Consider the following 25768-nt stretch of genomic DNA (forward strand, 5'->3'; position numbering starts at 1 on the left):
CCAAAGAGGAAGGAGAACTATATTATGGCAGACAAAATTATTGAAAACAATCAGGTATCAATCATGGGGAAAATTGATACGGGCTTTACTTTCAGTCATCAGGTATTTGGAGAGGGCTTTTATGTGATGGATCTGATCGTAAAGAGACTCAGTGATTCAGAGGACAGGATTCCGGTCATGGTATCCGAAAGACTTCTGGATGTAACGCAGGATTACGTGGGAGAGTATATAGAAATCCACGGTCAGTTCCGGTCCTATAACCGCCACGAGGAAAAACACAACCGTCTGGTACTTTCTGTTTTTGCAAGGGAGGTAAGATTTGTAGAGGAAGAGGACGACTCAGTTCCCGTAAATCAGATCTTTCTGGACGGATATATCTGTAAACCGCCGGTTTACCGCAAAACTCCGCTGGGAAGAGAAATTGCGGATCTTCTGATGGCTGTAAACCGTCCTTATGGAAAATCTGATTACATACCCTGTATCTGCTGGGGAAGAAACGCCCGGTATGCCTCTGCTTTTGCTGTTGGGGGACATGTTCTGATCTGGGGCCGTATCCAGAGCCGGGAATATGTAAAAAAACTGGGTGAGAACCAGGCAGAAAAAAGAATCGCCTATGAAGTTTCAGTAAGCAAGCTGGAATACATGGAGTAGAGCCCGAAACATGCATTGCCTCATTCAGGCGGCTGTATTATTTCTGCACATAAGCAGATGAATGGGGCAAATATATGGGCGGCGCCTGGTATCGAGTGGTTCTGTGGGAATAGAAAATGCAAGAATATATGCCTGGCTGAACAAAACCCCTGACGGATTCATACACCGGCAGGGGCTTGTTTCATCTGTTATTCAGCTGGAAATTCAGGCCTGCCTTACAACAGTCTTTTTAAAGCTGCGGAAAACGCCTGTCTGTTCAATCAGTCTGGTAATCGTGAAAAAGATAAAGGAGTCAATTGGCCACATGATCAGATTTTTTACTGCGCGTGCAGGCAGAATTGCAAGGAAACCTTTGCCGTACAGCATGTCAAGCCACAGAGTGTTCAGAACTACATTGACAACAAGAACCACTACCAGCTTGGCGATCAGAACTCTTTTCAGAGTCAGCTTCTGACGGTAATAAAAGCATCCGTAAATAAAGGCTGCGAGCATTGCGTTAAACGTAAAGCCAAAGAAAAAGGCTCCGTCAGGTTTCATGAAATATTTTACAAGATCCAGAATTCCTGCAAATAAGCCTCCGGTAATGGGACCAAACAGATAGTCAACAATCTGGTTTGGAATACCGGAAAATCCGATTTTGATATACGGACCCAGATTAATGGATGCCACTGAATTCAGGATCAGTGCAAGTGCCGCAAACATTGCGCACATGGCAAGAGCAGGCACACTCTTCAGCTCTTTGGCTGAAGAAAGAAACATGTTTTTGTTTTTTTCCATAAAAAAATTACCTCCCTTCGCAGATATCTGACCACAATAGGAGATAACCAAAAATATTTACCCTCTGTTGCAGCGAGATGCAACCCATATACCGCAAGATTTCTCTTTTCGTCCTTCCGGCAACTCTCTATCCGGATGGCACTTTACGCATATGAATTTACTCTGCATGTCTTTTATGGGTTTATTATATACTATTTTATTACGGCACGCAATAAAAACAGAGCATTTTTCGACATTTTAGTATAGGCAGATTATTTTCACCGATTAGAAGGCTTCTGAATACTGACAGAGGACGGAAAAGCTTGCAATTTCAGGCGAACTGAGGTAAGATAAGGACATTGAAAAAGATGCAGTTTCATCAATATTAAGAGGAATTGTCATGAAAAAAGAATTAACAGAAGTATACTGCGGAAGCGCGAAGGGAAAGACGACACTGGCTCTGGGGCACAGTCTTCGTGCGGCTGCTGAGGGAAAGAGCGTTATTATCATTCAGTTTCTGAAGGGAAAAGAAACACGTTCTGTTGATTTTCTGGAGCAGTTGGATGATCTGGATATTAAGATTTTCCGTTTTGAAAAAAGAGACTGCTGCTATGATGATCTGAGTGATGAGGAAAAGGCAGAAGAACGTTCTAATATCTTAAATGGATTGAATTTTGCCAGAAAAGTTGTTGTGACCCAGGAATGTGATTTCCTTTTGCTGGATGAAATCCTTGGTGTCATGGAACAGGGAATTGTTTCTGTGGAAACAGTTGCAGACATTCTCAGGCAGAAAGACGAAAGTATGCAGATTGTTATGACCGGTTCGAATCTGCCGGAAGGATTGAGACCCTATGTGGACACAGTGATAAGGCTCACTGAGGATATGGTCGGAAATGATTCAGAGCAACAGTAAAATCCGTGATTCGGGAAGACTGTGATTTGCATAATATAGTACAGAAGAATAAAAGGAGGAACTTATATGGCAATTTTTAAGGGCGCAGGCGTTGCTATTATCACCCCGATGCATGAAGACGGGAGTGTAAATTATGAAAAACTGGAGGAAATTCTGGAGTTTCAGATTGCTAACAGTACGGATGCTGTCATTATCTGTGGAACAACCGGCGAATCATCTACAATGACTCACGGAGAACATCTGAAAACTATCAAATTTGCAGTGGATAAGGTGGCAAAACGTGTTCCTGTGATTGCAGGTACAGGCTCCAACTGTACAGAAACTGCAATTATGATGTCAAAGGAGGCTGCTTCCTATGGTGTGGATGCGCTTCTGGTTGTAACTCCTTATTATAATAAAGCTACACAGAAAGGTCTGATCGCTCATTATACAGCGATTGCCAATGCCGTTCCGGAAACACCGATCATTATGTACAATGTGCCAAGTCGCACCGGCTGTAACCTTCAGCCGGCTACCGTAGCCGCACTTGTAAAAAATGTAAAAAATATTGTTGGAATCAAGGCTGCCAGCGGAGATCTTTCTCAGATTGCAAAAATGATGTCTATGGCGGGAGAGGATCTGGAGCTTTATTCCGGAAATGACGACCAGATTCTTCCGATTATGTCTCTGGGCGGACTTGGAGTTATTTCTGTTCTGTCAAATGTTGCTCCGAAGCAGACACATGATATTGTTATGAAATTCATGGAAGGAGATACCAGAGAGGCGGCAAGACTTCAGCTTGAAGCAATTCCGCTGATCAATGCACTTTTCTGTGAGGTAAATCCGATTCCGGTTAAAACAGCCATGAACATGATGGGTATGGAAGTAGGTCCTCTTCGTATGCCTCTCTGCGAAATGGAGGAGAGCAACAAAGAAACTCTTGCAAAAGCAATGAAGGATTATGGTCTTAAACTTGCATAAACAAGAAGCCGGATCAAATTCAGATGCCTGCCAGTTTACAGGCAATAAAGCAGATATGATTTTACACATATCTGGATGTGTGCATACAGGCACACAGAGGAGGTAATTATGATAAAAATTATGATGCACGGATGCTGTGGCCATATGGGCCAGGTAATCTCAGAACTTGTGGAAAAGGATCCGGAGGCGGAGATCACTGTGGGAGTGGATATTGCGGATAAAGGTAATACTTCTTATCCGGTGTATACAGATCTTTCTGCCTGTCAGGAAGACGTGGATGTAGTGATTGATTTTTCTTCTGCAAAAGCAGTTGATGCGCTTCTTGATTATTGCGGAGAAAGGAAGCTTCCTCTGGTTCTGTGCACAACAGGGCTCAGTGAAGAGCAGCTGGCCAGGGTAGAAGAAACAGCAAAGAAAACAGCAGTGCTGAAATCAGCAAATATGTCTCTTGGAATCAATACCCTTCTGAAACTGATCCAGGAGGCGGCCAGGGTTCTGGCAACAGCCGGATTTGATATGGAGATTGTAGAACGCCATCACCGTCTGAAGCTGGATGCCCCAAGCGGAACTGCTCTTGCGCTGGCAGACAGTCTCAATGAAGCTATGGGCAATGAATATAAATATGTTTATGACCGCAGCCAGAAGAGAGAAATGCGCTCTGATAAAGAAATTGGTATCTCTGCTGTTCGGGGAGGAACAATCGTAGGAGAGCATGAGGTGATCTTTGCAGGTCCGGATGAAGTGATTGAATTTAAGCATACCGCATATTCAAAAGCTGTATTTGGAAAAGGCGCTGTTGAGGCAGCTAAATTCCTGGCAGGAAAGCCGGCAGGCCGTTATGATATGGCCGATGTGATCGAGGGTTAATAATCAGGGCAGGACAAGTGCTGAAAAGCAGTAGTCCTGCCTTTTTTGGAATTTTTTTCACGAATAAAACTGAAAAAATTACGCATATTACCTGTATGAGCTTTAAAATTCCAAGAAAAGGAGACAATCAGGATGAAAAACATCAAAAAGATCATTACAGGTATGATGCTTGTACTGGCATTAACTGCATTTACCGCCTGTGGAGAAAGAACAGACAATAATGCAGACGAAACAAACACAGCAAAAGATAACGTGATGGACAACGGAGACAGAGACAACAACATGGATAATAAGGATGCAGTTCCGGATGCTGACAGGACAGATGATAATAGGACAGATAACAATGGGACTTCTGCGGATACAGATACAAAGAATGACAATACTGCATCTGAAAATAACGCTGCTGATGACAACACTGTTGCAGGAGACAGAACAGATGATGTTGCGGACGGCACCATGGATCAGAGTACTGACAGAAATGATGATACCGTTTCCGGTGAGCTGGGAAACAGTGTAAAAGATCTCGGCGAGGGCGTGGGCAACGCAGTAGAAGATGTAGGTGACGCAGTGGGAAATGCGGCAGAGGGAAGGTAGCTTTTTATTTACTGGTAAAACAGTACGTTCTGTACAGGCCATTCCGGTGAATAAGAAACACTTCCACAGGATGCGGCCAGATGCCTGCGGAATATGACGGCTTACGGCAGTCTGCATCTGGTCTGCAGCTGCTGCCATACAGAGACATGCCGATACGGGACAGTATCTGTAGGAGCATGTCCTTACATAGAAACATATTACGTGCTGCAATATATTCTGTAAAAGACAGGAAGTACAGGATATGTGCAGGGATAAAGGAGGATGAATCAGTGAAATTCCGTCCGTGTATTGACATACATAATGGTAAGGTGAAACAGATTGTTGGGGGAAGTCTGAGAGACACAGGCGATCAGGCAAGAGAGAATTTTGTGTCAGAGCAGGATGCTGCTTTTTATGCGGCGCTGTACAGAGATTCCGGATTACAGGGAGGCCATGTGATCCTTCTCAATCCGGAAGATTCACCCTATTTTCAGGAAACAAAAAAACAGGCGCTGAACGCTTTAAAAACCTATCCGGGAGGCCTTCAGATCGGCGGAGGGGTCTGCCCGGAAAATGCAGAGGATTATCTTGATGCAGGCGCAAGTCATGTGATTGTTACCTCCTATGTTTTCCGAAATGGAAGGCTGTCCTGGGAAAACCTGGAAAAAATAGAAAAAGAAACAGGAAAAGAGCATCTGGTACTTGATCTCAGCTGTCGGAAAAAGAACGGAGCTTACTACATCGTAACGGACAGATGGCAGAAATTTACAGATGTAAAGATAACTTTGGATACATTGAGGGAGCTTGGCGCCCACTGCGATGAATTTCTGATTCATGGCGTAGATGTAGAAGGAAAAGCCGGAGGAATTGAGGCAGAACTGGTAAAGCTGCTTGCAGAGTATGGAGAACGGTCAGTAACTTATGCGGGCGGTGTGGGAAGTATGGAGGACATTCGTACTCTTGAAATTTATGGAAAAGGAAAACTGGATGTAACGGTAGGAAGCGCTCTGGATCTTTTTGGCGGAAAGATACCGTTTGACAGTCTGAAAAAGCTTAAATAGGAACCAGAGTCAAAGCATGGAGGAATTATGTCAACAATAACAAAGAGAGCTCTTGCAGAAGCTCTGAAAAAAATGATGGAAAAGAAGCCTCTTTCCAAAATCACTGTGACAGACCTTGCAGAAGCCTGTGGGATTAACAGACACACTTTTTATTATCATTTCAGGGATATTTATGATCTGGTGGAGTGGATTTATTGCAGTGAGGTGGAAAGAGCCATTATGGGAGACGATCCTGCTGACAGCTGGGAAGAACGTTTTCGGAGGTTTTTTACCTATGCCCGGGAAAATAAAAAATTTATCATGAGTACTTACGCATGTGTTCAGAAAGATTATCTTCTGAGGTTTATGTATACATATATTGTTAAAATTATCAGTAATATTTTGGATGAGATGGCAGAGGGAATAACGGTTGCTCCCGAAAAACGAAAATTTATTACAGATTTTTATACCTATGCCTTTGAAGGAATTATTTTTTCATGGGTAAGAGACGGAATGGAGCAGGATCCCGAGGAATTGATAAAAATGCTGGGAGCTATAATCACAAGAGGGAATGAGGAAAATTCTCTTCTTCGTATTCTGGAAACCTGAATTTAATAAAGATACAGAGCTTTTTAGCCAGATAGAGGACAGTGGTAAAAAACTAAACACTGTCCTGTTTTTGTTTATGGAAAAAATAACACAGGAGAATATAATGTGTTTATGAACATAAGAAAAGATATGATTGACCATGCGCAGCAGGCGCTGTAAGGAGGAGTTTTCAGATGAACAGGGTAACACACGCAGCAGGAAGAAAGGTATTTTCCAGAATCGTAGATCATGAGCTTAGCCAGATCAGTAAGAACCGGGAACAGGCCTATGAAAAAATCCTTGATACTGCACAGAAGTATATGGATGAATTTGATCTGGGGATCAACTGGGAATATCTGAGGAGAGTAACTTTAAACCAGGGATATACCCTGAATACATATATTAATTCCATGGCTGATCAGCTGCATCCCAATGTGCTGAAGACAACTCTTCTGAATCTGGGATATGAAGCGTTTTATAATGGAACCAGGACAATCCGCGAAATGAGAAAGATCCATAACTGCAACATTCCCTGGATTATCTTAATGGATCCTACAAGTGCCTGTAACCTGCACTGTACCGGATGCTGGGCAGCGGAGTATGGAAATAAACTGAATCTGACCTTTGACGAAATGGATTCTGTGATCACGCAGGGAAAAGAACTGGGGATTTATTTTTATATGCTTACAGGCGGAGAGCCTCTTGTACGTAAAAAAGACGTGATTGCTCTCTGCAAAAAGCATAATGACTGTATTTTTCTGGCATATACCAATGGTACTCTTGTGGATGAGGAACTGTGCCGTCAGATGCAGGAGGCAGGAAATCTTTTTCTTGCGCTCAGTCTCGAAGGAAAACCGGAAGTTAATGATCTTCGCCGGGGCGAGGGTGTTTACGGAAAGGTTATGCATGCCATGGAGCTTCTGAAAGAAAACGGTCTTGTATTCGGAACCTCCATCTGTTATACAAGCCAGAATATTGAAAGTGTTACAAACGATGAGTTTATTCAGATGCTGGTGGAAAAAGGCTGCCGGTATTCTCTGTATTTCCACTATATGCCGGTTGGAAACGAGGCTTCACCGGAACTGCTTCCCACAGTGGAGCAGAGAACATATATGCACCACAGAGTCAGGGAAATCCGCAATATGGAACATGGGCCGGGACTTTTTACCATGGACTTCCAGAATGACGGTGAGTTTGTAGGAGGCTGTATTGCAGGCGGAAGAAATTATTTTCATATTAATGCAAACGGAGACGCGGAACCCTGTGTATTTATCCATTATTCCAATGGAAATATCAGAGAAAATACAATTCTTGAGATACTGAAACAGCCGTTATTTATGGCTTACCACAACAATCAGGCGTTTAACGACAATATGCTTCGTCCATGTCCCATGCTGGAGAATCCTGAGATCCTTCAGAGGCTTGTAAAAGAATCCGGCGCACATTCCACAGATCTTCAGTCGCCGGAAACCCCGGAACATCTTTGCGGAAAATGCGTGGAATATGCAGCGAAATGGGCTCCGGAGGCAGAAAGGCTCTGGAAAGAGACACAGGAGAAGAAAGCTTCCAGATCCTTTTAAGAAAAAACTACATTTGGTGATTTGCAGCAGAAATAATGCTTTTAGTTTTTGCTGAAGAATAAAGAATACAGGTATCTTGAAATCCGAAATATCAGGATGGAAAAGAGCCTGTATTTTTTGCTTTATTTTGGTGGTTCCATTTTTCTGTGATTTGTATTAGAATAAATGATAATGAAGTCGTACAAACGCGGCAGCACATGATACAAGATACTGAATAAGGATTGGAGACATATATGAAGGTTGTAATTTTGGCAGGCGGATTTGGCACAAGGATCAGTGAGGAAAGCCACCTGAAACCGAAGCCCATGATCGAGATAGGTGAAAAGCCGATTTTGTGGCATATTATGAAAATGTATTCTCATTATGGATTTCATGAATTTGTAATCTGCTGCGGTTACAAACAGCATGTGATCAAGGAGTGGTTTGCAGATTATTATTTGCACAACAGTAATATTACCTTTGATTTTACTCAGGAAAACAAAATGATCGTTCACAATAATGTCCTGGAACCGTGGAAAGTAACACTGGTGGATACCGGACTGAATACGATGACCGGAGGCAGGATAAAAAGAGTCAGGGAATATCTGGACGGAGACACGTTTATGCTGACTTATGGGGATGGAGTTGCAGATATTGATCTGAAGGAACTTCTGGATTATCACAGATCCCATGGAAAAATGGCAACCATTACAGCAGCCCAGCCAGGAGGACGTTTTGGAATTCTGGATATCTGTGAAGATGGAACCATTACGAATTTTAAGGAAAAGAAAAAAGAGGACGGGGGCTGGATCAACGCCGGATTTATGGTTCTGGAACCGGAGATCATGGATCTTATTGAGGGTGACGATACTGTGTTTGAAAAGGAACCATTGGTGGAGGCAGCCAGAAGAGGAGAACTGAACGCTTACCGGCACAAGGGCTTCTGGCAGTGTATGGACACATTAAGAGAAAAGAATCTTCTGGAAGAGCTGTGGCAGAAGGGGCAGGCTCCCTGGAAGAGCTGGGAATAAGAAAAGAAAGGAGACAGGATATGAAGCGGGAGAAAGAAGCATGTCATTGCAAGAACATTACCTATGGTATGATTGAGGATGCGGTAAAATCAGGCGCATCTACCTACGAGGAAGTCCAGAAGCTTACCGGCTTCGGTACCGGATGCGGCAAGTGCAGAGATTTTATCCGTTGTCTGGTTCGCGATATAGTGGAGGAAAATCAGTAAAAAATAAGAAATGCAAAAAGAGTACAGACCACCTCAGTATCTGAGGAATCTGTACTCTTTATTATTTACCGGGAAAATTCATACCTTCTGTACTTATTTTCCTGAGAAAAATGCTCTGCTTTTATGCTTCTGCGCAGGGTGTGGAGGCTGTGAACCGATCCAGAATCCCGCTGCTGAATTTTTCAAAAAGCTGGCCGTAAACGGAACCCAGAATATTGTTCAGAATACGGAAAAGAATTGCTCCCGGAAGCCCCAGGATGGCTGTTGCGATCGCCATTGCGCCAAGCGAATTAAATACTGCCTGCCATTTATAGGAAGCAGAAAGTCCTACGCCCACACCTCCGATTATTCCAATATAAGGCAAAATAGAAGGGGAAAACAGAAGATAGAGGGCAAGAAAAACAACACCTCCGATAATATTTCCCGGAATACGTCCCTTTACCCGGCCTTTCAGATCATCCCGGAACGGCATAAGTACTGACATGGCTGCAATTCCGATCCACATGGTTCTGGGAATATGAAAAAGACCTCCCAGAAAGATCGCGGTAGATACGCCAAAGGTCACAGTCAGCTGCCAGCGTGTCCGGAGAGAATCAATACGGAATTCTTTTACAACATCAGAGAGAGTTCTTTTGTATGTTCTGCTGCGGTGATTTCTGTAAAAAACAATTCCCGTAAGAAGAGCGCCTGCGGCAATAGCTGCCAGTCTGAGAAGATAGTCCTTTCCTGTGGTGTCATAACCATAGAGAAGAAGATAACCAAGGACGATAGTGGAATGATTGGACATCATAATGTTGTGGCAGCCAAGGAGAAGAAGCACAAAGATGCAGGCTGCATTAATAAGAAGTTCGCCGAAGAGTCCGGCCATATTGGCAAGTCTTGGGCCAAAGGCCAGAATAGAAAAGATAATTGCCATGGAAGCAAGGGAGCCAGTCATCTTCATTCCAAAGTCTGCATTTCGGAAAACCATAACACAGAGGAGAATAATAACGCCTACGATACTGTTTTCATCTCCGAAAATTTTGCCGTATCCCATAACAAAGGCCACGCAAAATACCATGGTAATAAAAATCTTAAACAGATAAACAAGTGTGTGACGCAGCTTTTCACCGGAGGTTGCACAGCTTTTGATAAGTGATTTTGACCCCGCCTGATTTAACTGCAGTTCCTGATAAAATGTCATGAAAACGCTCCTTTCTGCTGAGTTATCGGGGAGGAATTATATCATCAGGAATAAGGTTTGTCAAATGATATTTTTATGTCCATTTTGTGAAAAAAGAAAATGTCCTGCGAATGTACAGCGGATATGGCTTTGAAGAAACTGTCATAATGATGCAGAGAATGAGATAAACAGAAAACTCCCGAAATCCATATACGGATCTCGGAAGTTGATTTTTAATAGATGCTCAGTATCATATAGATAAATCCTGCTGCCAGCATATCTACAGGAAGACCTCGGAAGGCCTTTCCGGTGCGGGCAAATTTTAAGGTCTGTTTTACAGAAAGGAACAGAACAACAGGAACAAGGATGATCCATAAGGTTCCGGGAAGACCGCCAAAGCTTTCCACTGTAAACGGGTGGAACAGGATAAAGGCGGGAATCGCCGGAAACAGGCTGTTCATTCCTTTGCAGTCTTTTTTCAGGATTCCGTTTGTAAATGCCAGTACAAGACCTGCTGCCAGGAAAGCGAAGATTGTCTGCTGGAAGGCCTTTGACTGGAAGGAGGCTGTCAGGAGTGTGTTTCCGAAAATACTTCCGGTTCCCATGAATTCACGGAAAATGGCAAGCAGGATCCACAGTCCCCAGGCAATGGCTGACTCCCAGAGGAGTTCGCCGTATTCAGCCTCTGTATTTCCTGAAAGAGCGTGTCTGGCGCACAGAAGTCCCACAAGAAATACCATGATCCAAAGCTCCGTTGTCAGCGCAGTTCCCAGAACCGCAAAGCCCACCAGAAAGGCTGAGGCACAGACAGAGCCGGAGGCAATATATACACAGAGCTGAAGGCTCCATGCAGGAACAGCTTTTTCCAGGAGATTTTTCAGCAACTCTGCAAATACAGAGGTAAAAATCACCAGGATTCCGGCTGCAAAGGCTTCCTTCATTCCTGCGGAAAAAAGAATGATTCCCAGGGCAAAGGCTTCTGCCGGATATCTTAATTTCATAGTGATTCCTCCGTTTTCTTATTTAACTGTCTGTAAGAAGTTATATGCATCGTTGATTCCGTTTACGGCTGCAGTAGAAGATTTGGTAGCGCCGGAAACAGCGTCGATCTGAGTTCCCTCTCCTGATGCCGGAGCTTCTTCTTCTGCCGGAGCTTCTGTTGCCTCAGGCTCAGCAGCTTCGATACCGGAAGCCTGCTCCAGACACTGAGTTGCCAGATCAATAAATCCGTTTACAGAAATACTTACGCCTGTAACTGCGTCAGTTTTGCCTTCTGCGTCAGTGGTAAGGAAGGAAAGTGACTGGTTTTCAATGAGAGCTTCTGCAAGAGCTTCAGCCTGAGCCTTCCATGTGAGGCCGTCTTCAGTCATTGTGTATTCGCCGTTTTCGGACATAATGCTCTTTTTGGAACCGTCCTCTGTTACAGCATCCCAGCTTGCTTCTGTGATAGCGCCGTCTTTTACAGTCAGAGTAACAACATCGGTAAAGCCGTTGGAATCCGGTTCAGATGTTTTTGCTTCATAGGTTCCGTCAGTGAGCTCTGCCCCTGCAAACGGATCCTCCTGTGCCGGCTCAAGTCCTGCAGCCTGTTTCATACACTGAGCAGCCAGATCAATAAAACCGTTTACAGAAATACTTACGCCTGTAACCGCATCAGTTTTACCCTCTGCGTCAGTGGTAAGGAAGGAAAGTGACTGGTTTTCAATGAGAGCTTCTGCAAGAGCTTCAGCCTGAGCCTTCCATGTGAGGCCGTCTTCAGTCATTGTGTATTCGCCGTTTTCGGACATAACGCTTTTTTTGGAACCGTCTTCGGTAACAGCATCCCAGTTTGCTTCTGTGATAGCGCCGTCTTTTACAGTAAGAGTAACAACTTCAGTAAAACCGTTGGAATCCGGCTCAGATGTTTTTGCCTCATAGGTACCGTCAGAAAGCTCAGCTCCTTCAAGGACTGTAAGATCTGTTTCTTCCTTTGCAGGCTCGGCTTCTGCGCTGCTGTCCTCAGAACCGGCAGAAACGTCCATTCCCGGAAGGAAAACAGGAGCTTCTGCGCCTTTGAACTGGTCAAGGAACTCCGGCTCTGTGATCTTGGAACCAAGTCCGTCAGTTTCTGACTGCTCAACTACCTGAACCTCTGTGATCTTGGATGCGGAGCTGTCAAAAGAAACGTCCATAACAATATCGCCTACATAACCTTTGGTGCGGACAGTTACCAGGTAGCCGTCTTCTGTTTTTCCGGCTTTTTCAATGTTTTCCGCGCCGCTTACATCAAATTCTTCCAGAGTTTCTGAGCTTTCACCGGAAGCGTCTCCGCCTGCGCTGAGAGCAAGAGATTTTGAGCCGATGATTACGCCGAAAGACAGTGCGGTCACTACAACCAGCGCCAGAATTCCTTTTACTTCTTTATTTTTCATGATTTTTCCTCCAAATTAAGCTTTTTTTACTCCGTATACATGTTTTTTATAGAGAAGAGACAATGCACCGCCCAGACAGTTGGCTGTCAGGATTCCAAAGCAGATTCCTTCCGGATAAAAACTGAAGATACGGATCGCTGCCGTGATGATTCCCGCAGTGACTGCGTAGAGCAGCCGTCCTCTTCTTGAGGCAAATGCATAGTCTGTAAGCATATAGCATGCGCCGAGGATCAGGCCGCCGCCAAAAAGGTTCAGGAGAATATCTCCGGTAAATAATCCTGCCGGTCCGAAGATAAAGGTCAGGATGATTACTGTTGCAATGTAAGTAAGAGCAGCCTCTGCGTTTACGATTCCCATAAAGCACATGTAGGCAAATCCCACAAGAAGCAGAAGCTTGCTTGTTTCTCCAAGGGCGCCCGGTGTTTCACCAAGGAACATCTGCAGATAGCTGTAACCTGCTTCTCCGCCGTTTTTTACTGTTCCCAGAACAGTGGCAGAAGAGACAGCGTCAAAACCTGTCGTTGTCAGAGTGCGGGGAGCAACATACTGCATAACGGCTCCCGGCCATACCACCATGGTGAAAAGACGGCCCATGAGTGCCGGGTTTACAAAATTGCAGCCGATACCGCCGAACATCTGCTTTACAACAAGAATGCTGAAAATACCGGAAAGTGCAACTACCCACAAAGGAACAGTAACCGGCATATTAAATGCCAGAAGTATTCCGGTAACAACAGCGCTGAAATCATTGGCAGTAACCGGTTTTTTTGTGATTTTCTGCCAGAAATATTCAGTCAGTACACAGACGGTAACAGAAAAACCGGTGATGTACAGTGAGCGGATCCCGAAAAAGTAAATGGAACCCAGAAGAGCCGGCATCAGAGAAATTGCAACATGGAGCATAATATTCCGCGTTGTATTGGCTGTGCGGATATGAGGTCCGGTTAAAGTTTGTACCTGATTCATGATTTTTTCACCGCCCTTTCTCTGATTCTCTGTTTTACGATATCTCTGGCTGCGCGGGTACGCACGGAAAGCTCGCGTCTTGCAGGGCAGATATAGGAGCAGCAGCCGCAGGCAATACATTCGCTTGCGTACAGCTTTTCACAGAGATCATAGTCTTCGTCAAGAAGAGCAAATTCAATCTTATATGGAACAAGTCCTGCAGGGCACACGCTTTCGCATCCGGAACAGCGGATGCAGGGCTGTTCTTCAAAGCCCGGTTCCGGAAGAATCAGGATTCCGGAAGTATTTTTTGTAACATGGAAAAGCTCTGTCTCTCCATTCCAGTTGTTTGCCACACAGGGACCGGTCATGGGTCCGCCTGCGATTACACGGTTTTCCGAAACAGTAACTCCGCCGCAAAGCTGGATCAGCTCTTTGGCTGAGGTTCCAACAGGAACGAGGAAATTTCCGGGATTTTTTACCGCGCCGGTGACAGTGACGATTCTCTCAGTAAGAGGACGTCCGCCAAGAAGCATATCTGCCGCTGCTTTGGCAGTGCTTACATTGGAAACGATCACTGCTGAATCAGCCGGAAGACCTCCCATGGGAACTTCACGCCCAAGAACTGCCTGGATCAGCTGACGTTCGCCTCCTTGTGGATATTTTGTAGGAAGAACCTTGATCTCTATGTTTTCTTCCTGACCCATCAGACCGGAAGCTGTCATTTCAGCCAGAATTTTGTTAAGATTTTCTGCAGCCAGAGGCTTGTTGTCTTCCAGACACACATAAGCCTTGGATGCTCCGCTTGCCTTGAGAAGAATACGGACGCCGTTTAAAAGAGCGTAGCCGTTTTCCAGCATAAGGCGGTAATCACAGGTGAGAAAGGGTTCACATTCTGCACCGTTGATCAGAAGATCTGTAATTGTTTTGTCGGTTTCATATTTTTTATGGGTGGGAAAGCCTGCGCCGCCCATACCTGTAAGACCGCCGTCACGGATTCCTGTCAGGATTTCCTGACTGGAGATGTTGCTGATGTCAGCAGCCCCTTTATAATAGGAAAGTTCTGTGTTTACTTCCGGATCAGTTTCTTTCTGTACAATACATGCCATGATGCTGCGTCCCTGTTCCTGAACCTCTTTTATTTCAAGAACTTTACCGCTTACGCTGGCGTGAAGGGGAGCGGCCACGAACGCTTCAGGTTTTTCGATCAGCTGGCCTTTTTTTATATGATCTCCGGGACTGACAAGAAAACTGCACTTTCCTCCAAAGGACTGTTCTGAAAGGATCGTAACAGTTTCCGGACAGTAAGGCTGTACGGCAGAATCCATGGACAGAGCTTTGTCAAAGCCGTCTGTAGGATGTACGCCGCCGGGGAATACAGATTTTTTTCGTTTCTGCATGTCCTGACCTCCTTTACTTATTTTGTGGTTCATTATTGTTAAATAGTTCACATTCCGAATCAACATACCATATGAATAGGAATTACGCAAGAACGATTTTATAAAATTATCTGTAAAAATTTTCTTCTGGAATTTACTATGTGCAGTCTTTTGTGATAAGATGCATAAGAAAACATAAAAAATAAAATTCAGTATCAGATGAATGAAATATATGTGATTTTGTAAAAAAAGGAGGCAGATAACAGTGAAGGCGGCAGGCTGTGATTATTGTGCAAATTATGTTTATGATGATGAGACAGAAACTTACTACTGTGATGTGAATCTGGATGAAGATGAATACTACCGGTTTCTTACAGGAAATATGAAGGAATGTCCTTATTACCGTAACGGGGATGAATACAGAGTTGTACGTCATCAGATGTAAAGATCAGGGATAAACCAAAGCAAAAGAGAATGGAGATTTTTAAATGGTAACAATGGAACTGGATAATTTCAGTCTGGAGCAGATCTGTGATTCCGGGCAGTGTTTTCGTATGAAAAAGACTGGGGAGAATACCTATTCTCTGGTGGCAGGGAATCAGTATCTGGAGGTTTCTCAGAAAGGAAGTATTGTGGATTTTAACTGCAGCGATACAGAACTGATCTGTTTCTGGGTTCCTTATTTTGACCTGGATGTAGATTACGGCGCTTATATAGAGAAGGTAAATTCACGGGATCAATATTTAAGCAAGGCCGCGGCTCATGGAAGCGGAATCAGGATACTTCAGCAGGATCTATGGGAAATGATCGTTACGTTTCTGATCTCCCAGCAGAATAATATTTCCCGGATCAGAGGATGCATTGAGAGACTGTGCGCCCGATACGGAGAAAAGCGGATCTCGGGAAACGGAGTGGAATATTACGGTTTTCCCGGCCCTGAGATTCTGGCGGAGGCCACAGAACAGGAGCTGAGAGAGCTGGGACTTGGATATCGCGCAAGGTATATTGCGGAGACGGCCCGCACCATTGTAAAAGGAGAAATTTCTCTGGAAAAAATTTACAGGATGCGTTATTATAATCGTGCAAAGAATGAGCTGATGAAGCTCTGTGGTGTGGGAGAAAAGGTGGCGGACTGCATCTGTCTTTTTGCTCTTCATCACATGGACGCTTTTCCTGTGGACACACATATCAGGCAGGTTCTGGATGAACATTATAAAAGAGGTTTTCCGAACCGCAGATACCATGGGATCAGAGGTATTATGCAGCAGTATATTTTTTATTATGAACTGACAGAAGGGAGAAGGTAATATGAATTTCCAGTTTGCGCACTATAATTATAATGTGATCGATCTTGACAAATCTATCCGGTTTTATGAGGAGGCTCTTGGACTGAAAGAAATCAGACGCAAAGAGGCTGAGGACGGAAGCTTTATCCTTGTTTATCTTGGAGACGGAGCAACCGGATTTGAGCTGGAGCTTACATGGCTTCGGGATTGGGAGAAAGATCACTATAATCTGGGAGATAATGAGATCCATCTTGCATTTACAGTGGATAACATGGAGGAAGCCCATAAGAAACATCAGGAAATGGGCTGTATCTGTTTCGAGAATCCTGCCATGGGAATTTATTTTATCAATGATCCGGACGGATACTGGCTGGAGATTGTTCCGGCAAAATAATACAGAAAAACAGGCAGCCTGCATAACAGCGGACTGCCTGTTGGATTTTTCAGACCTTTTCTTTTCGGTCGCTGCGCCCCACAAGATAATCAAGGCTGATATTATAATAATCCGCCAGGCGGATAAGCATTTCCACAGGAATATCTCTGGAGCCTGTCTCATAATGTGAATAAGATCGCTGACTGATATGGAGAATTTCGCCGATCTGCTTCTGAGACAGATCAGAATCTACACGCAAATCCTGAATTCGCTGAAATTTCATGCAAATACCTCCTTTTGCAAAAAGTATAGGTCGGAACTTCCTGTGCTATTCAGATTTGGAACGAAATGGACTATACAGAAAAAAGGCAGAATTGTGGAAAAGTATGCGGATGTCCGGTAAGACAATGAAAAGGATGGAAAATACAAAGCTTCAGAATCATAAGAATTGTATTTTGGATAAGATTTGATTATAATAGGCACAAAGATTTTATTTTGAGGGAGGTATGAAAATGGAATATGCAGTTTCGGTTATTAAAAATGTCCTGGGAGCCCTTTATCAGACCGGCGGCGCTTCTCTGATCATTGCAGCGCTGTTTATGAGCGTATATATGAGAATAAAGAAAAAAGGAACAGGGGCAGTGATTCAGGCATGGATCAGTGAGTTTCGCAGCAGCAGTCAGTTTCGAAGAGAATTTCTTCTGGTGTTTTATGTGTGTATGATGCTGTTCAGAACCCTGCTGTGCAGACCGATCTGGGGAAATCCCCTGGACAGCGTTATGGGAATCTGGGGTATTCATAAGCCGGATGGGACAATTTACACAGAAAATATTGAGAATCTGATTCTTTTTATCCCGTTTATGATTCTTTTATACTGGGCGGAGGAAAAAAAGACAGACAGACGAAAAATGCCTGTACAGAGCGTTCTTCTGAAAAGCCTGTGGCTCAGCTTTATTGTTTCTCTTTTTATCGAAGGATGTCAGCTGTTTCTGAAGATCGGAACCTTCCAGCTGACAGATCTTGTGTTCAACAGTCTGGGAGGACTTCTGGGAGGCCTGATCTACTGGGGCTTTGACCGCAGCCGCAAATATATTTCGGAAAATGTGAAAAAAATAGGAGGCTGGGATGTTGAGCCCTGGAAAGCTCCGGAAACTGAGACAGCTGAAAGTATCTCTTCTGTGTCAGGAACAGCAGCCGAAATCTCAGAAGAACAGCCAAAAGAAGAAAAAAGCAGTGTGGATTATAAAAGTATTGAGCTTCTGGTCCGTCAGGCAGGACAAAAGCTTTATCAGGCCAGGCCAACCCGGGAAAATATTCACAAAAAAGAAGGCCTTGCCAATTTCTGTACGGATTTTGACACAGCGATCCAGAAATTTCTGATTGAGGAACTGGAAAAGCTTCTTCCCGGAGCTGCGTTTTTCGGCGAGGAGGATACAGAGGGCAATCAGGGAGCAAAGGCCTGTGGAGAGTATACCTTTTATATTGATCCCATAGACGGAACAACAAACTTTATGTTTGGCTATCATCACAGCTGTGTCTCTGTGGGACTGGCTCATCAGGGAAGGATAATCGCAGGATTTGTATATAATCCCTATGTGGATGAAATGTATAAAGGAATCCGTGGTCAGGGAAGCTGGCTGAACGGACAGAAGCTTGAAATGGAAAATATTTCTGTTGGGGAAGGGATTGTGGCTTTCGGATGCGCAAGATATAATGAGGACGGAGCGGACAGCTTTTTCCGTGCAGTAAAGGAACTGTATATGAAGAGCCTCAGCATCAGAAACGGAGGCTCGGCAGCCCTTGATCTTTGCAGAACCGCATCCGGAAGCAATGCGGTATATCTGGAAATGAAGCTTCAGCCGTATGATTTTGCGGCAGCGTCCCTGATCGTTGCGGAAGCAGGAGGCATCATCAGTCAGTTTGACGGAGCGGCGGTTACTCTGGACGGTCCGTGTTCTGTTGTGGCAGGCGCCGCAAAAGCCTGTGAGGAGACAAGGGAGATCATAAAAAGCTGCAGATAAAAGAATTTGACAGGATATGGTGAATGAATGGTGAAAATACATAAAATTCTTACCGGGCTTGCCCTTTGGGGAATTATCAGTGCAGGTGCGGTACTGTGTCCGGTTTGGGCCGGCGCAAAAACAGAAAAATATACAAATACAGATTTTGCAATGAATACAGTGGTTTCTGAAACCCTGTATACAACAGGAAAAAATCTGAATCCGTCAGTGGGAGAGCTTCTGAAAAATACAGAAGAAAATCTTCTTTCCTGGACGGAGGAAGACTCCCAGATCGCAGCGCTGAATGCGGCACAGGGGAAAACTCTGGAAGTTTCTGACGAGCTTGCAGGATATCTGGAAAAAATACAGCAGCTTTCCGTGGATTCGGAGGGAGCTTTTGATCCTACTATCGGAAAAATCATTCGACTGTGGGATATCGGGGGAGAAAACGCCGGCATACCCGCTCAGGAGGAACTGGATAAGCTGCTGAAGGAAACCGGTTATGAAAAACTTGAGCTTGATGGAAATAAAGTGACCTTAAAAGACGGGGCAACGCTGGATCTGGGAGCAGCAGGAAAGGGAATCGGATGTGACCTTGTGATGGATCTGCTGAAAAATGAGAAAGAGGTTTCCGGTATGATCCTGAATCTGGGAGGCAGCAGCGTAATGGCATACGGAGAAAAGCCGGATCAGTCTGACTGGAGGGTTGCAGTAAAAGATCCAAGAGACCCGGAAGGAGAGTATCTGGGAGCCATCACTTTAAAAGGGGGAGAATTTCTTTCCACCTCAGGCGATTATGAAAGATACTTTATGGAGAATGGAAAAAGATATCACCACATTCTGGATCCGGAAACCGGTTATCCGGTGTGGAATGGGCTGACAGCAGTGACCGTAGTCTGCGACAGCGGAATTATGGCAGACGGTCTTTCCACTGCCTGCTTTGTGCTGGGAAAAGAAAAAGCCCTTCCTCTTCTGGAAAAATACGGGGCAGATGCGCTTTTTGCAGATGAGAACCACAAGGTGTATCTTACAGAAGGAATGGAAGAGCGTTTTGAGCTGATGAAGGATACCTATAAGGTACAGAAATAAAATATTGGACAATGTAAGGGAAGTGACTTAAAGATGAATTCTTTTTGTCACTTCTTTTGTCAGGATACCGATCAGAAGACCGGTGATCATGCCGGAGATCAGAAGTACAGGCGCGTAATAAAGAAGACTGGTGTTTTCCACAATCAGGGCAGCTACCATCAGCTGACCGATATTGTGGGACACGCCTCCTGCCACGCTGATGCCGAGAATGCTGAAGCCGGAACTTTTTTTCATAAGAGTCATGACAAAGAGGCTTAAAGCTGCTCCTGCCAGACTGTAGATAATGGTGAACATATTTCCGAAAAGAAAACCGATCACAACGATGCGCACTGCAGATACCACAGCGGCTTCTTTCCAGGTATAGGTTTCAAGGATAAAGAGAACGGCAAGATTTGCCAGCCCCAGCTTGATTCCGGGGACTCCCGCAAAAAACGGGAACAGGGACTCCACATAGCCGAAAATGATGGCTACAGCGGCAAACAGTCCGAGATATGCGGTTTTTTTATTGTTCATAGCTTATACTGCCGTGTCAAATTCCGGAGAAGCTTCTTCGGAGCCAGCGGCTTTTACTCCTTCTATTACAACTTTATTGGGAAGGCACACAATGGTCCCGCCTGAGTTCCCTACAGCTTTCTGGCTGATGCAGAGATGGTCGGGACAGTCTGCCTCTGTCATTTTGATTTTTCCATTTTTGATTTCGCAGACATTTGTATCGCCAATGGCGATCACCTGGTCCTTTGCAAGGGAATAGGTTCCGTATTCCAGACCGTTTACAGTGATACGGACAGAACCGTAGTCGCCTTTACGCATCAGGAACATGCCGCCCCAGAGAGCAAGCGCAGTAACCAGGATTGTTGCGATCATGATCAAATCCTTTTTTTTCAATTCAGAATCCTCTTTCTTTATCATCATTGGTTAAAGTGGTTTCCGGTTTGGAGCAGGATAAATCCTGCAGTTTGGTGTTTATCATAGCATAAGGCACAAAATATGACAAGTCCTGAAGTTAGATGATAAAAACACAGTGCGGATCTGAGGAGAAAGAAGGGGACTGTTTACTGCGGCTGCACTGATAAAAGGGCAATATTCAGGGACTGCGGGTAAAAAAATTCATTGTTTTCCATGTGAGAAAGTGATAGAATAGAATGGATTAATTGTATTAACCTAATTACGGAGGATTCCGTAAAGAAGATTTTATATAAAATAAAGACAAACAGGAGTATATTATGAATGTGTTTTCAAAGGTATTCGGGACGCACAGCCAGCGTGAGGTAAAACGTATCATGCCGCTGGTAGAAAAGACAGAGGCTCTGCGCCCGGAGATGCAGAAATTAACTGATGAAGAACTGAGAGACAAAACAAGAGAGTATAAAAGACGCCTGGAGGAAGGGGCGACCATCGACGATCTTCTTCCGGAGGCTTTTGCCACAGTGCGCGAGGCAGCCAAGCGTGTTCTTGGAATGGAGCATTACCGTGTCCAGATCATCGGCGGTATCATCCTTCATCAGGGACGAATTGCGGAAATGAAAACCGGTGAAGGTAAAACACTTGTATCTACACTTCCGGCATACCTGAACGCTCTGGAAGGCAAGGGTGTGCATATTGTTACTGTCAATGACTATCTTGCAAAGCGAGATGCAGAGTGGATGGGCAAGGTTCACGAGTTCCTTGGTCTGACTGTAGGCGTTGTACTGAACGACATGAAGCCGGAGGAGCGCCGGGCTGCCTATGGCTGTGACATTACCTATGTGACAAATAACGAGCTTGGTTTTGACTACCTTCGTGACAACATGGTTATTTATAAGGAACAGCTTGTACAGAGAGATCTGCACTACTGTATCATCGATGAGGTTGATTCTGTTCTCATTGACGAGGCCCGTACTCCTCTGATCATTTCCGGTCAGAGCGGAAAATCCACCAAGCTTTACGAAGTGTGCGATATTCTTGCAAAGCAGCTGGAACGCGGTGAGGCAAGCCATGAGATGACAAAGATGGCAGCCATCATGGGTGAAGAGGTTGTTGAGACAGGAGATTTTGTTGTAAATGAAAAGGACAAGATCGTCAACCTGACTGAGCGCGGTGTGAAAAAGGTTGAGAAATTTTTTAATATTGAAAACCTTGCTGATCCGGAAAATCTGGAGATCCAGCACAATGTTATTCTGGCTCTCCGCGCCCACAACCTGATGCACAGAGATCAGGATTATGTGGTAAAAGACGATGAGATCCTGATTGTTGATGAATTTACCGGACGTATCATGCCGGGCCGCCGCTATTCTGACGGACTTCATCAGGCTATTGAGGCCAAGGAGCATGTAAAGGTAAAACGTGAGAGCAAAACTCTTGCAACCATTACTTTCCAGAACTTCTTTAACAAATATACAAAAAAAGGCGGTATGACAGGTACTGCGCTTACTGAGGAAAAAGAGTTCCGTGATATTTACGGAATGGACGTTGTTGAGATCCCTACCAACAAACCGGTACAGCGTAAAGACCTGGAAGACGCTGTTTATATGACAAAAAAAGAGAAATTCAATGCGGTTGTTGAGGCTGTCAAGGAGGCCCATGCAAAACAGCAGCCGGTTCTTGTAGGTACGATTACTATTGAGACTTCTGAACTTCTCAGCAGAATGCTGCGCCGTGAAGGAATCCAGCACAGCGTGCTGAATGCCAAATTCCATGAGCAGGAGGCAGAGATCGTTGCTCAGGCCGGACAGGCAGGAGCGGTAACCATTGCTACCAATATGGCAGGCCGTGGTACAGATATTAAGCTGGATGATGTGTCAAGAGAGGCCGGCGGTCTGAAGATCATCGGTACTGAGCGCCATGAATCCAGACGTATTGACAACCAGCTGCGAGGACGTTCCGGCCGTCAGGGAGACCCGGGCGAATCCCGTTTCTACATTTCCCTGGAAGATGATCTGATGCGTCTTTTCGGTTCCGAGCGTCTGATGAAAATCTTTACCTCACTTGGCGTTGCAGAGAACGAGCAGATTGAGCACAAAATGCTTTCCAATGCTATTCAGAAGGCACAGGAAAAGATCGAGTTCAACAACTTTGGTATCCGTAAAAATCTTCTTGACTATGACCAGGTAAATAATGAGCAGCGTGAGATTATTTACAAAGAGCGCCGTCAGGTACTGGACGGAGAGAATATGCGTGATTCCATCTATAAGATGATCACAGATATTGTGGACAATACTGTGGACAGATGCTTCTCAGATGATGTGGACGCAGTAGAATGGAACCTGGATGAATTTAACTCCATTCTTCTTCCGATCATCCCGATCCAGGCTCTTACTCAGGAAAAAGTAAAGGGCAAGAAGAAAAATGAGATGAAGCATATTGTCAAGGAAGAGGCTGTGAAGCTTTATGAGGCAAAGGAATCTGAGTTCCCGGAACCGGAGCAGCTTCGTGAGCTTGAGCGAGTGGTTCTTCTGAAATCCATTGACAGTAAGTGGATGGATCACATTGACGATATGGAAATCCTCCGTCAGGGCATCGGCCTTGTAGGATACGGACAGAGAGATCCGGTTGTTGAATATAAGATGAGCGCTTACGATATGTTCAATGAAATGACAAACAGCATTCAGGAGGATACAGTCCGCATGCTGTATCATGTTCATGTTGAACAGAAGATCGAGCGTGAGCAGGTGGCAAAAGTGACCGGAACAAATAAAGATGATTCCAGCGCCCGCAAGCCTGTTCAGAGAAAAGAGGACAAGGTTTATCCTAATGATCCGTGTCCCTGCGGAAGCGGCAAAAAATACAAACAGTGTTGTGGACGTAAAATGATGAAAGCATAAGTAAATAAAGAAACAGAAGGGCTGGTCACATCTGATGACGGCCCTTCTTTCATATAAACACAGAAATATTAAGGGAACAGATTATGGTCTGTCAGGAGAGAATATGATAAAAATTGATTTGATCACAGGATTCCTGGGATCCGGTAAAACAACTTTCATAAAAAAATATGCTTCTTATCTGCTGAAAAAAGGGATGAACATAGGAATCCTGGAAAATGATTTCGGAGCAGTAAATGTGGACATGATGCTTTTAAAGGAACTGGAAAGGGAGAACTGTGAGCTTGAAATGATTGCGGGAGGCTGTGACCGGGAAACTCACAGACGCAGATTCAAGACAAAGCTGATCGCTATGGGGATGTGCGGATATGACCGGGTGATCGTGGAACCTTCCGGGATTTTTGATGTGGATGAATTTTTTGATGCTCTTTATGAGGAGCCTCTTGACCGCTGGTATGAAATCGGCAATGTGATCACTATAGTAGATGCCGGACTGGAAGAAACGCTTTCTGCTCACGGAGAATACCTTCTGGGATCCGAGGCTGCTTCGGCAGGCTGTGTGGTGTTCAGCAGAGCAGGGGAAGCTTCAGCGGAAAAAATAAGAGAAACAACAGCGCATCTGAATCAGGCAATGGAAGCGATCCGGTGCGGCAGAAGATTTGGTGAAGATATTTTCTGCAAAGACTGGGAAAGCCTGTCTGATAAGGATTATGAAATGCTTCTGAACTGCGGATACCGTACAGAGACATATGAAAAACAGCATTTTGACGGACAGGCTTTTCAGTCTCTTTATTTTATGAACACAGGAATCTGTGCAGAAAATCTGAAAGAGGCAGCGGAAAGAATCATGTCAGATACAGACTGCGGATCTGTGTTCCGTATCAAAGGCTTTGCCGGAAATACAGAGGGAAGCTGGATGGGACTGAATGCTGTCAGGGAAAAGGCTGATCTCTGTCCGATTGATGCAGGACAGGAAGTGATTATTGTAATAGGGGAGAATCTGGTAAAAGAAAAAATTGAATCACAGTTAAATTTTTTGCCTGATAATTAACATCTGTTCAGTTGTGGTAAGGGTGCGGCTCTGGTATGATAAAAGCAGCAAAGGCCGATGCGTAAATCAAACAGAGAAGGAGAATTGCCATGAAAACAGGTGAAGTGATCAGAATGTACAGAAAAAACAGGAATCTGACTCAGGAAGAAATGGCCAGCCGTCTGGGTGTTACAGCTCCGGCTGTAAATAAATGGGAAAATAATGTTTCCCTTCCTGATATCACCCTTCTTGCGCCCATTGCAAGGCTTTTGGAGACAACTCCGGATACCCTTTTGTGTTTCCGGGAAGAATTAAGCCAGGAAGAAGTGAACGCTTTTGTGCAGGAAGTCGATGAAAAATTTCAGAAAGAGGACTATGAACAGGCTTTTGAATTCTGCCGGAAAAAGATCTGTCAGTATCCGGGCTGTGACAGGCTTGTGGTACAGCTTGCCTCAGTTCTGGACGGCTGGCGGATATTGAAGAAGATCCCGGAAGAAGAGAAATATGACCGGGAAATTCTTGGGTGGTATAAGCAGGCATTGGAAAGCCAGGATGCGGAGATAAAGGAACGGGCGGCAGAGGCGCTGTTCAGTTATTATTTACGAAAAGAACAGTACGAAGAAGCAGAAGGCTGCCTGAACTATTTTTCTGTAAAAGATCCGGGAAGAAAAATCCATAAAGCCCTTTTATATGAGAAAAAGGGGAATCGTCCGGCTGCCTGGAAGGCATATGAAGAGCTTTTGTTCCAGACTGGAAATATTGCGGAAATGGTGCTTGGCGGACTGTTTTCCCTTTCGGAAAAGGACGGAGATCTGGAAAAAGCACGGATGTTTACAGAAAAGCTTATACAGCTTGCAGAGCTTTTTGAAACAGGCGAATATCATAAGGCAACTGCGAGAATGAGCCTTGCTCTTGCAGAAAAGGACAGAAGCCGGCTGGAACGACAGATGGAAAAAGTGATTGCCGCTGTGGATCAGCTGGACTTTTATCGAAATTCTGAACTTTATGCACATATGGAATTTAAAGAGATGAGTCCGGAATTTGCAGAAAGCATGAAAAAAACGCTGCGGGAAAGTTTTCAGAACGAAGCGGTTTATCAGTTCGCAGAGTGATTTTTCAGATGTAAAAAAGAAAAAATCATACGTATCATGA

General features: G+C 44.6%; 27 protein-coding genes and 1 riboswitch. Of the genes, 18 read left to right on the plus strand and 9 right to left on the minus strand.

All coding sequences use genetic code 11. The annotated features are described in order from the left end of the window. Window positions 1–24: 24 nt before the first annotated feature. Entirely contained in the window at window positions 25–651 is a 627-nt protein-coding gene (locus tag NSA57_RS03810; RefSeq protein WP_022068797.1) for a single-stranded DNA-binding protein, read from the plus strand. Between the two features lie 204 nt (window positions 652–855). Here the strand turns inward: NSA57_RS03810 and NSA57_RS03815 are convergent, their stop codons facing one another. Continuing rightward, window positions 856–1428 (minus strand): folate family ECF transporter S component, encoded by a 573-nt coding sequence (locus NSA57_RS03815; protein WP_147598595.1) that lies wholly within the window; start codon window positions 1426–1428, stop codon window positions 856–858. Between the two features lie 68 nt (window positions 1429–1496). Continuing rightward, window positions 1497–1595, minus strand: a riboswitch (THF riboswitch). A 212-nt stretch (window positions 1596–1807) separates the two neighbouring features. Between NSA57_RS03815 and NSA57_RS03820 the strand changes: the two genes are divergently transcribed. From NSA57_RS03820 to NSA57_RS03860, 9 genes are all read left to right on the plus strand, one after another. Continuing rightward, window positions 1808–2320, plus strand: a complete 513-nt coding sequence (locus NSA57_RS03820; RefSeq protein ID WP_138270161.1) for a cob(I)yrinic acid a,c-diamide adenosyltransferase — start codon at window positions 1808–1810, stop codon at window positions 2318–2320. Between the two features lie 66 nt (window positions 2321–2386). Next, window positions 2387–3280 (plus strand): 4-hydroxy-tetrahydrodipicolinate synthase, encoded by an 894-nt coding sequence (gene dapA / locus NSA57_RS03825; RefSeq protein ID WP_022068794.1) that lies wholly within the window; start codon window positions 2387–2389, stop codon window positions 3278–3280. Window positions 3281–3388: 108 nt separating this feature from the next. After that, the gene (gene dapB / locus NSA57_RS03830; RefSeq protein WP_138270160.1) at window positions 3389–4147 is read left to right on the plus strand and encodes a 4-hydroxy-tetrahydrodipicolinate reductase; all 759 of its coding nucleotides are present in this window, start codon (window positions 3389–3391) and stop codon (window positions 4145–4147) included. Window positions 4148–4279: 132 nt separating this feature from the next. Beyond that, complete coding sequence (locus NSA57_RS03835; RefSeq protein ID WP_257464075.1) at window positions 4280–4741, plus strand: hypothetical protein; 462 nt, start codon at window positions 4280–4282, stop codon at window positions 4739–4741. A 269-nt stretch (window positions 4742–5010) separates the two neighbouring features. Then, entirely contained in the window at window positions 5011–5781 is a 771-nt protein-coding gene (gene hisA / locus NSA57_RS03840) for a phosphoribosylformimino-5-aminoimidazole carboxamide ribotide isomerase (RefSeq protein WP_257464076.1), read from the plus strand. A gap of 27 nt (window positions 5782–5808) precedes the next feature. Next, entirely contained in the window at window positions 5809–6369 is a 561-nt protein-coding gene (locus tag NSA57_RS03845; protein WP_257464077.1) for a TetR/AcrR family transcriptional regulator, read from the plus strand. A 173-nt stretch (window positions 6370–6542) separates the two neighbouring features. Beyond that, window positions 6543–7928, plus strand: a complete 1386-nt coding sequence (locus NSA57_RS03850; RefSeq protein ID WP_257464079.1) for a radical SAM/SPASM domain-containing protein — start codon at window positions 6543–6545, stop codon at window positions 7926–7928. A gap of 233 nt (window positions 7929–8161) precedes the next feature. Then, a complete protein-coding gene (rfbF, locus tag NSA57_RS03855) occupies window positions 8162–8938 on the plus strand; it encodes a glucose-1-phosphate cytidylyltransferase (RefSeq protein WP_147598585.1) in 777 nt (258 codons plus the stop codon). A 20-nt stretch (window positions 8939–8958) separates the two neighbouring features. Further along, window positions 8959–9144 (plus strand): (2Fe-2S)-binding protein, encoded by a 186-nt coding sequence (locus NSA57_RS03860; protein ID WP_147598583.1) that lies wholly within the window; start codon window positions 8959–8961, stop codon window positions 9142–9144. Between the two features lie 121 nt (window positions 9145–9265). Here the strand turns inward: NSA57_RS03860 and NSA57_RS03865 are convergent, their stop codons facing one another. From NSA57_RS03865 to rsxC, 5 genes are all read right to left on the minus strand, one after another. Then, window positions 9266–10327: an FUSC family protein gene (locus NSA57_RS03865; protein WP_257464080.1), complete on the minus strand. Its 1062-nt coding sequence runs from the start codon at window positions 10325–10327 to the stop codon at window positions 9266–9268. A gap of 212 nt (window positions 10328–10539) precedes the next feature. Then, complete coding sequence (locus NSA57_RS03870; protein WP_147598580.1) at window positions 10540–11307, minus strand: hypothetical protein; 768 nt, start codon at window positions 11305–11307, stop codon at window positions 10540–10542. A gap of 18 nt (window positions 11308–11325) precedes the next feature. Further along, on the minus strand, window positions 11326–12717 hold the full coding sequence (locus tag NSA57_RS03875; protein WP_257464081.1) for an FMN-binding protein: 1392 nt from the start codon (window positions 12715–12717) through the stop codon (window positions 11326–11328). Window positions 12718–12732: 15 nt separating this feature from the next. Further along, window positions 12733–13683 carry an RnfABCDGE type electron transport complex subunit D gene (locus NSA57_RS03880; protein WP_147598576.1) on the minus strand — a complete coding sequence of 317 codons (951 nt, stop codon included), beginning with the start codon at window positions 13681–13683 and terminating at the stop codon, window positions 12733–12735. Further along, window positions 13680–15062: an electron transport complex subunit RsxC gene (gene rsxC, locus NSA57_RS03885; RefSeq protein ID WP_257464082.1), complete on the minus strand. Its 1383-nt coding sequence runs from the start codon at window positions 15060–15062 to the stop codon at window positions 13680–13682. Before rsxC ends, NSA57_RS03880 begins: the two co-directional genes overlap by 4 nt. 244 nt (window positions 15063–15306) lie before the next feature. Between rsxC and NSA57_RS03890 the strand changes: the two genes are divergently transcribed. Genes NSA57_RS03890 through NSA57_RS03900 form a run of 3 tightly spaced genes read left to right on the plus strand, consistent with a single transcriptional unit; the run spans window position 15307 to window position 16721 of the window. Then, window positions 15307–15486: a DUF6472 family protein gene (locus tag NSA57_RS03890; RefSeq protein WP_257464083.1), complete on the plus strand. Its 180-nt coding sequence runs from the start codon at window positions 15307–15309 to the stop codon at window positions 15484–15486. Window positions 15487–15529: 43 nt separating this feature from the next. Then, the gene (locus NSA57_RS03895) at window positions 15530–16348 is read left to right on the plus strand and encodes a DNA-3-methyladenine glycosylase family protein (protein ID WP_257464084.1); all 819 of its coding nucleotides are present in this window, start codon (window positions 15530–15532) and stop codon (window positions 16346–16348) included. Window position 16349: 1 nt separating this feature from the next. After that, window positions 16350–16721, plus strand: coding sequence for a VOC family protein (locus tag NSA57_RS03900; protein ID WP_022068779.1), 372 nt, complete (start codon window positions 16350–16352; stop codon window positions 16719–16721). Between the two features lie 49 nt (window positions 16722–16770). Here NSA57_RS03900 and NSA57_RS03905 read toward each other — a convergent pair whose 3' ends face one another. Further along, window positions 16771–16983, minus strand: a complete 213-nt coding sequence (locus tag NSA57_RS03905; RefSeq protein ID WP_147598569.1) for a helix-turn-helix domain-containing protein — start codon at window positions 16981–16983, stop codon at window positions 16771–16773. A gap of 229 nt (window positions 16984–17212) precedes the next feature. On the opposite strand from NSA57_RS03905, the gene NSA57_RS03910 reads away from it, so the two are divergent. Continuing rightward, the gene (locus tag NSA57_RS03910; protein WP_257464085.1) at window positions 17213–18721 is read left to right on the plus strand and encodes an inositol monophosphatase family protein; all 1509 of its coding nucleotides are present in this window, start codon (window positions 17213–17215) and stop codon (window positions 18719–18721) included. A gap of 27 nt (window positions 18722–18748) precedes the next feature. Continuing rightward, entirely contained in the window at window positions 18749–19789 is a 1041-nt protein-coding gene (locus tag NSA57_RS03915; protein WP_147598567.1) for an FAD:protein FMN transferase, read from the plus strand. A gap of 27 nt (window positions 19790–19816) precedes the next feature. Here the strand turns inward: NSA57_RS03915 and NSA57_RS03920 are convergent, their stop codons facing one another. After that, complete coding sequence (locus NSA57_RS03920; RefSeq protein ID WP_257464086.1) at window positions 19817–20302, minus strand: Gx transporter family protein; 486 nt, start codon at window positions 20300–20302, stop codon at window positions 19817–19819. A 3-nt stretch (window positions 20303–20305) separates the two neighbouring features. Continuing rightward, window positions 20306–20674: a NusG domain II-containing protein gene (locus tag NSA57_RS03925; RefSeq protein WP_243873621.1), complete on the minus strand. Its 369-nt coding sequence runs from the start codon at window positions 20672–20674 to the stop codon at window positions 20306–20308. A 338-nt stretch (window positions 20675–21012) separates the two neighbouring features. On the opposite strand from NSA57_RS03925, the gene secA reads away from it, so the two are divergent. From secA to NSA57_RS03940, 3 genes are all read left to right on the plus strand, one after another. After that, window positions 21013–23589: a preprotein translocase subunit SecA gene (gene secA / locus NSA57_RS03930; protein ID WP_147598561.1), complete on the plus strand. Its 2577-nt coding sequence runs from the start codon at window positions 21013–21015 to the stop codon at window positions 23587–23589. Between the two features lie 103 nt (window positions 23590–23692). Further along, on the plus strand, window positions 23693–24637 hold the full coding sequence (locus tag NSA57_RS03935; protein WP_257464087.1) for a GTP-binding protein: 945 nt from the start codon (window positions 23693–23695) through the stop codon (window positions 24635–24637). An 89-nt stretch (window positions 24638–24726) separates the two neighbouring features. Continuing rightward, entirely contained in the window at window positions 24727–25728 is a 1002-nt protein-coding gene (locus NSA57_RS03940) for a helix-turn-helix domain-containing protein (protein ID WP_147598559.1), read from the plus strand. The last annotated feature ends 40 nt before the right edge of the window (window positions 25729–25768 follow it).

Origin of the sequence: Blautia caecimuris, from assembly GCF_024622975.1 — a bacterium.
In the GTDB taxonomy this organism is placed as follows: domain Bacteria; phylum Bacillota; class Clostridia; order Lachnospirales; family Lachnospiraceae; genus Blautia_A; species Blautia_A caecimuris.

Bases quoted from the DNA above. Each gene is read 5' to 3' on its own strand.
- NSA57_RS03810 (WP_022068797.1), top strand. From the start codon at position 25: ATGGCAGACAAAATTATTGAAAACAATCAGGTATCAATCATGGGGAAA.
- NSA57_RS03815 (WP_147598595.1), bottom strand. From the start codon at position 1,428: ATGGAAAAAAACAAAAACATGTTTCTTTCTTCAGCCAAAGAGCTGAAG.
- NSA57_RS03820 (WP_138270161.1), top strand. From the start codon at position 1,808: ATGAAAAAAGAATTAACAGAAGTATACTGCGGAAGCGCGAAGGGAAAG.
- dapA (WP_022068794.1), top strand. From the start codon at position 2,387: ATGGCAATTTTTAAGGGCGCAGGCGTTGCTATTATCACCCCGATGCAT.
- dapB (WP_138270160.1), top strand. From the start codon at position 3,389: ATGATAAAAATTATGATGCACGGATGCTGTGGCCATATGGGCCAGGTA.
- NSA57_RS03835 (WP_257464075.1), top strand. From the start codon at position 4,280: ATGAAAAACATCAAAAAGATCATTACAGGTATGATGCTTGTACTGGCA.
- NSA57_RS03845 (WP_257464077.1), top strand. From the start codon at position 5,809: ATGTCAACAATAACAAAGAGAGCTCTTGCAGAAGCTCTGAAAAAAATG.
- NSA57_RS03850 (WP_257464079.1), top strand. From the start codon at position 6,543: ATGAACAGGGTAACACACGCAGCAGGAAGAAAGGTATTTTCCAGAATC.
- rfbF (WP_147598585.1), top strand. From the start codon at position 8,162: ATGAAGGTTGTAATTTTGGCAGGCGGATTTGGCACAAGGATCAGTGAG.
- NSA57_RS03860 (WP_147598583.1), top strand. From the start codon at position 8,959: ATGAAGCGGGAGAAAGAAGCATGTCATTGCAAGAACATTACCTATGGT.
- NSA57_RS03865 (WP_257464080.1), bottom strand. From the start codon at position 10,327: ATGACATTTTATCAGGAACTGCAGTTAAATCAGGCGGGGTCAAAATCA.
- NSA57_RS03870 (WP_147598580.1), bottom strand. From the start codon at position 11,307: ATGAAATTAAGATATCCGGCAGAAGCCTTTGCCCTGGGAATCATTCTT.
- NSA57_RS03875 (WP_257464081.1), bottom strand. From the start codon at position 12,717: ATGAAAAATAAAGAAGTAAAAGGAATTCTGGCGCTGGTTGTAGTGACC.
- NSA57_RS03880 (WP_147598576.1), bottom strand. From the start codon at position 13,683: ATGAATCAGGTACAAACTTTAACCGGACCTCATATCCGCACAGCCAAT.
- rsxC (WP_257464082.1), bottom strand. From the start codon at position 15,062: ATGCAGAAACGAAAAAAATCTGTATTCCCCGGCGGCGTACATCCTACA.
- NSA57_RS03895 (WP_257464084.1), top strand. From the start codon at position 15,530: ATGGTAACAATGGAACTGGATAATTTCAGTCTGGAGCAGATCTGTGAT.
- NSA57_RS03900 (WP_022068779.1), top strand. From the start codon at position 16,350: ATGAATTTCCAGTTTGCGCACTATAATTATAATGTGATCGATCTTGAC.
- NSA57_RS03905 (WP_147598569.1), bottom strand. From the start codon at position 16,983: ATGAAATTTCAGCGAATTCAGGATTTGCGTGTAGATTCTGATCTGTCT.
- NSA57_RS03910 (WP_257464085.1), top strand. From the start codon at position 17,213: ATGGAATATGCAGTTTCGGTTATTAAAAATGTCCTGGGAGCCCTTTAT.
- NSA57_RS03915 (WP_147598567.1), top strand. From the start codon at position 18,749: ATGGTGAAAATACATAAAATTCTTACCGGGCTTGCCCTTTGGGGAATT.
- NSA57_RS03920 (WP_257464086.1), bottom strand. From the start codon at position 20,302: ATGAACAATAAAAAAACCGCATATCTCGGACTGTTTGCCGCTGTAGCC.
- secA (WP_147598561.1), top strand. From the start codon at position 21,013: ATGAATGTGTTTTCAAAGGTATTCGGGACGCACAGCCAGCGTGAGGTA.
- NSA57_RS03935 (WP_257464087.1), top strand. From the start codon at position 23,693: ATGATAAAAATTGATTTGATCACAGGATTCCTGGGATCCGGTAAAACA.
- NSA57_RS03940 (WP_147598559.1), top strand. From the start codon at position 24,727: ATGAAAACAGGTGAAGTGATCAGAATGTACAGAAAAAACAGGAATCTG.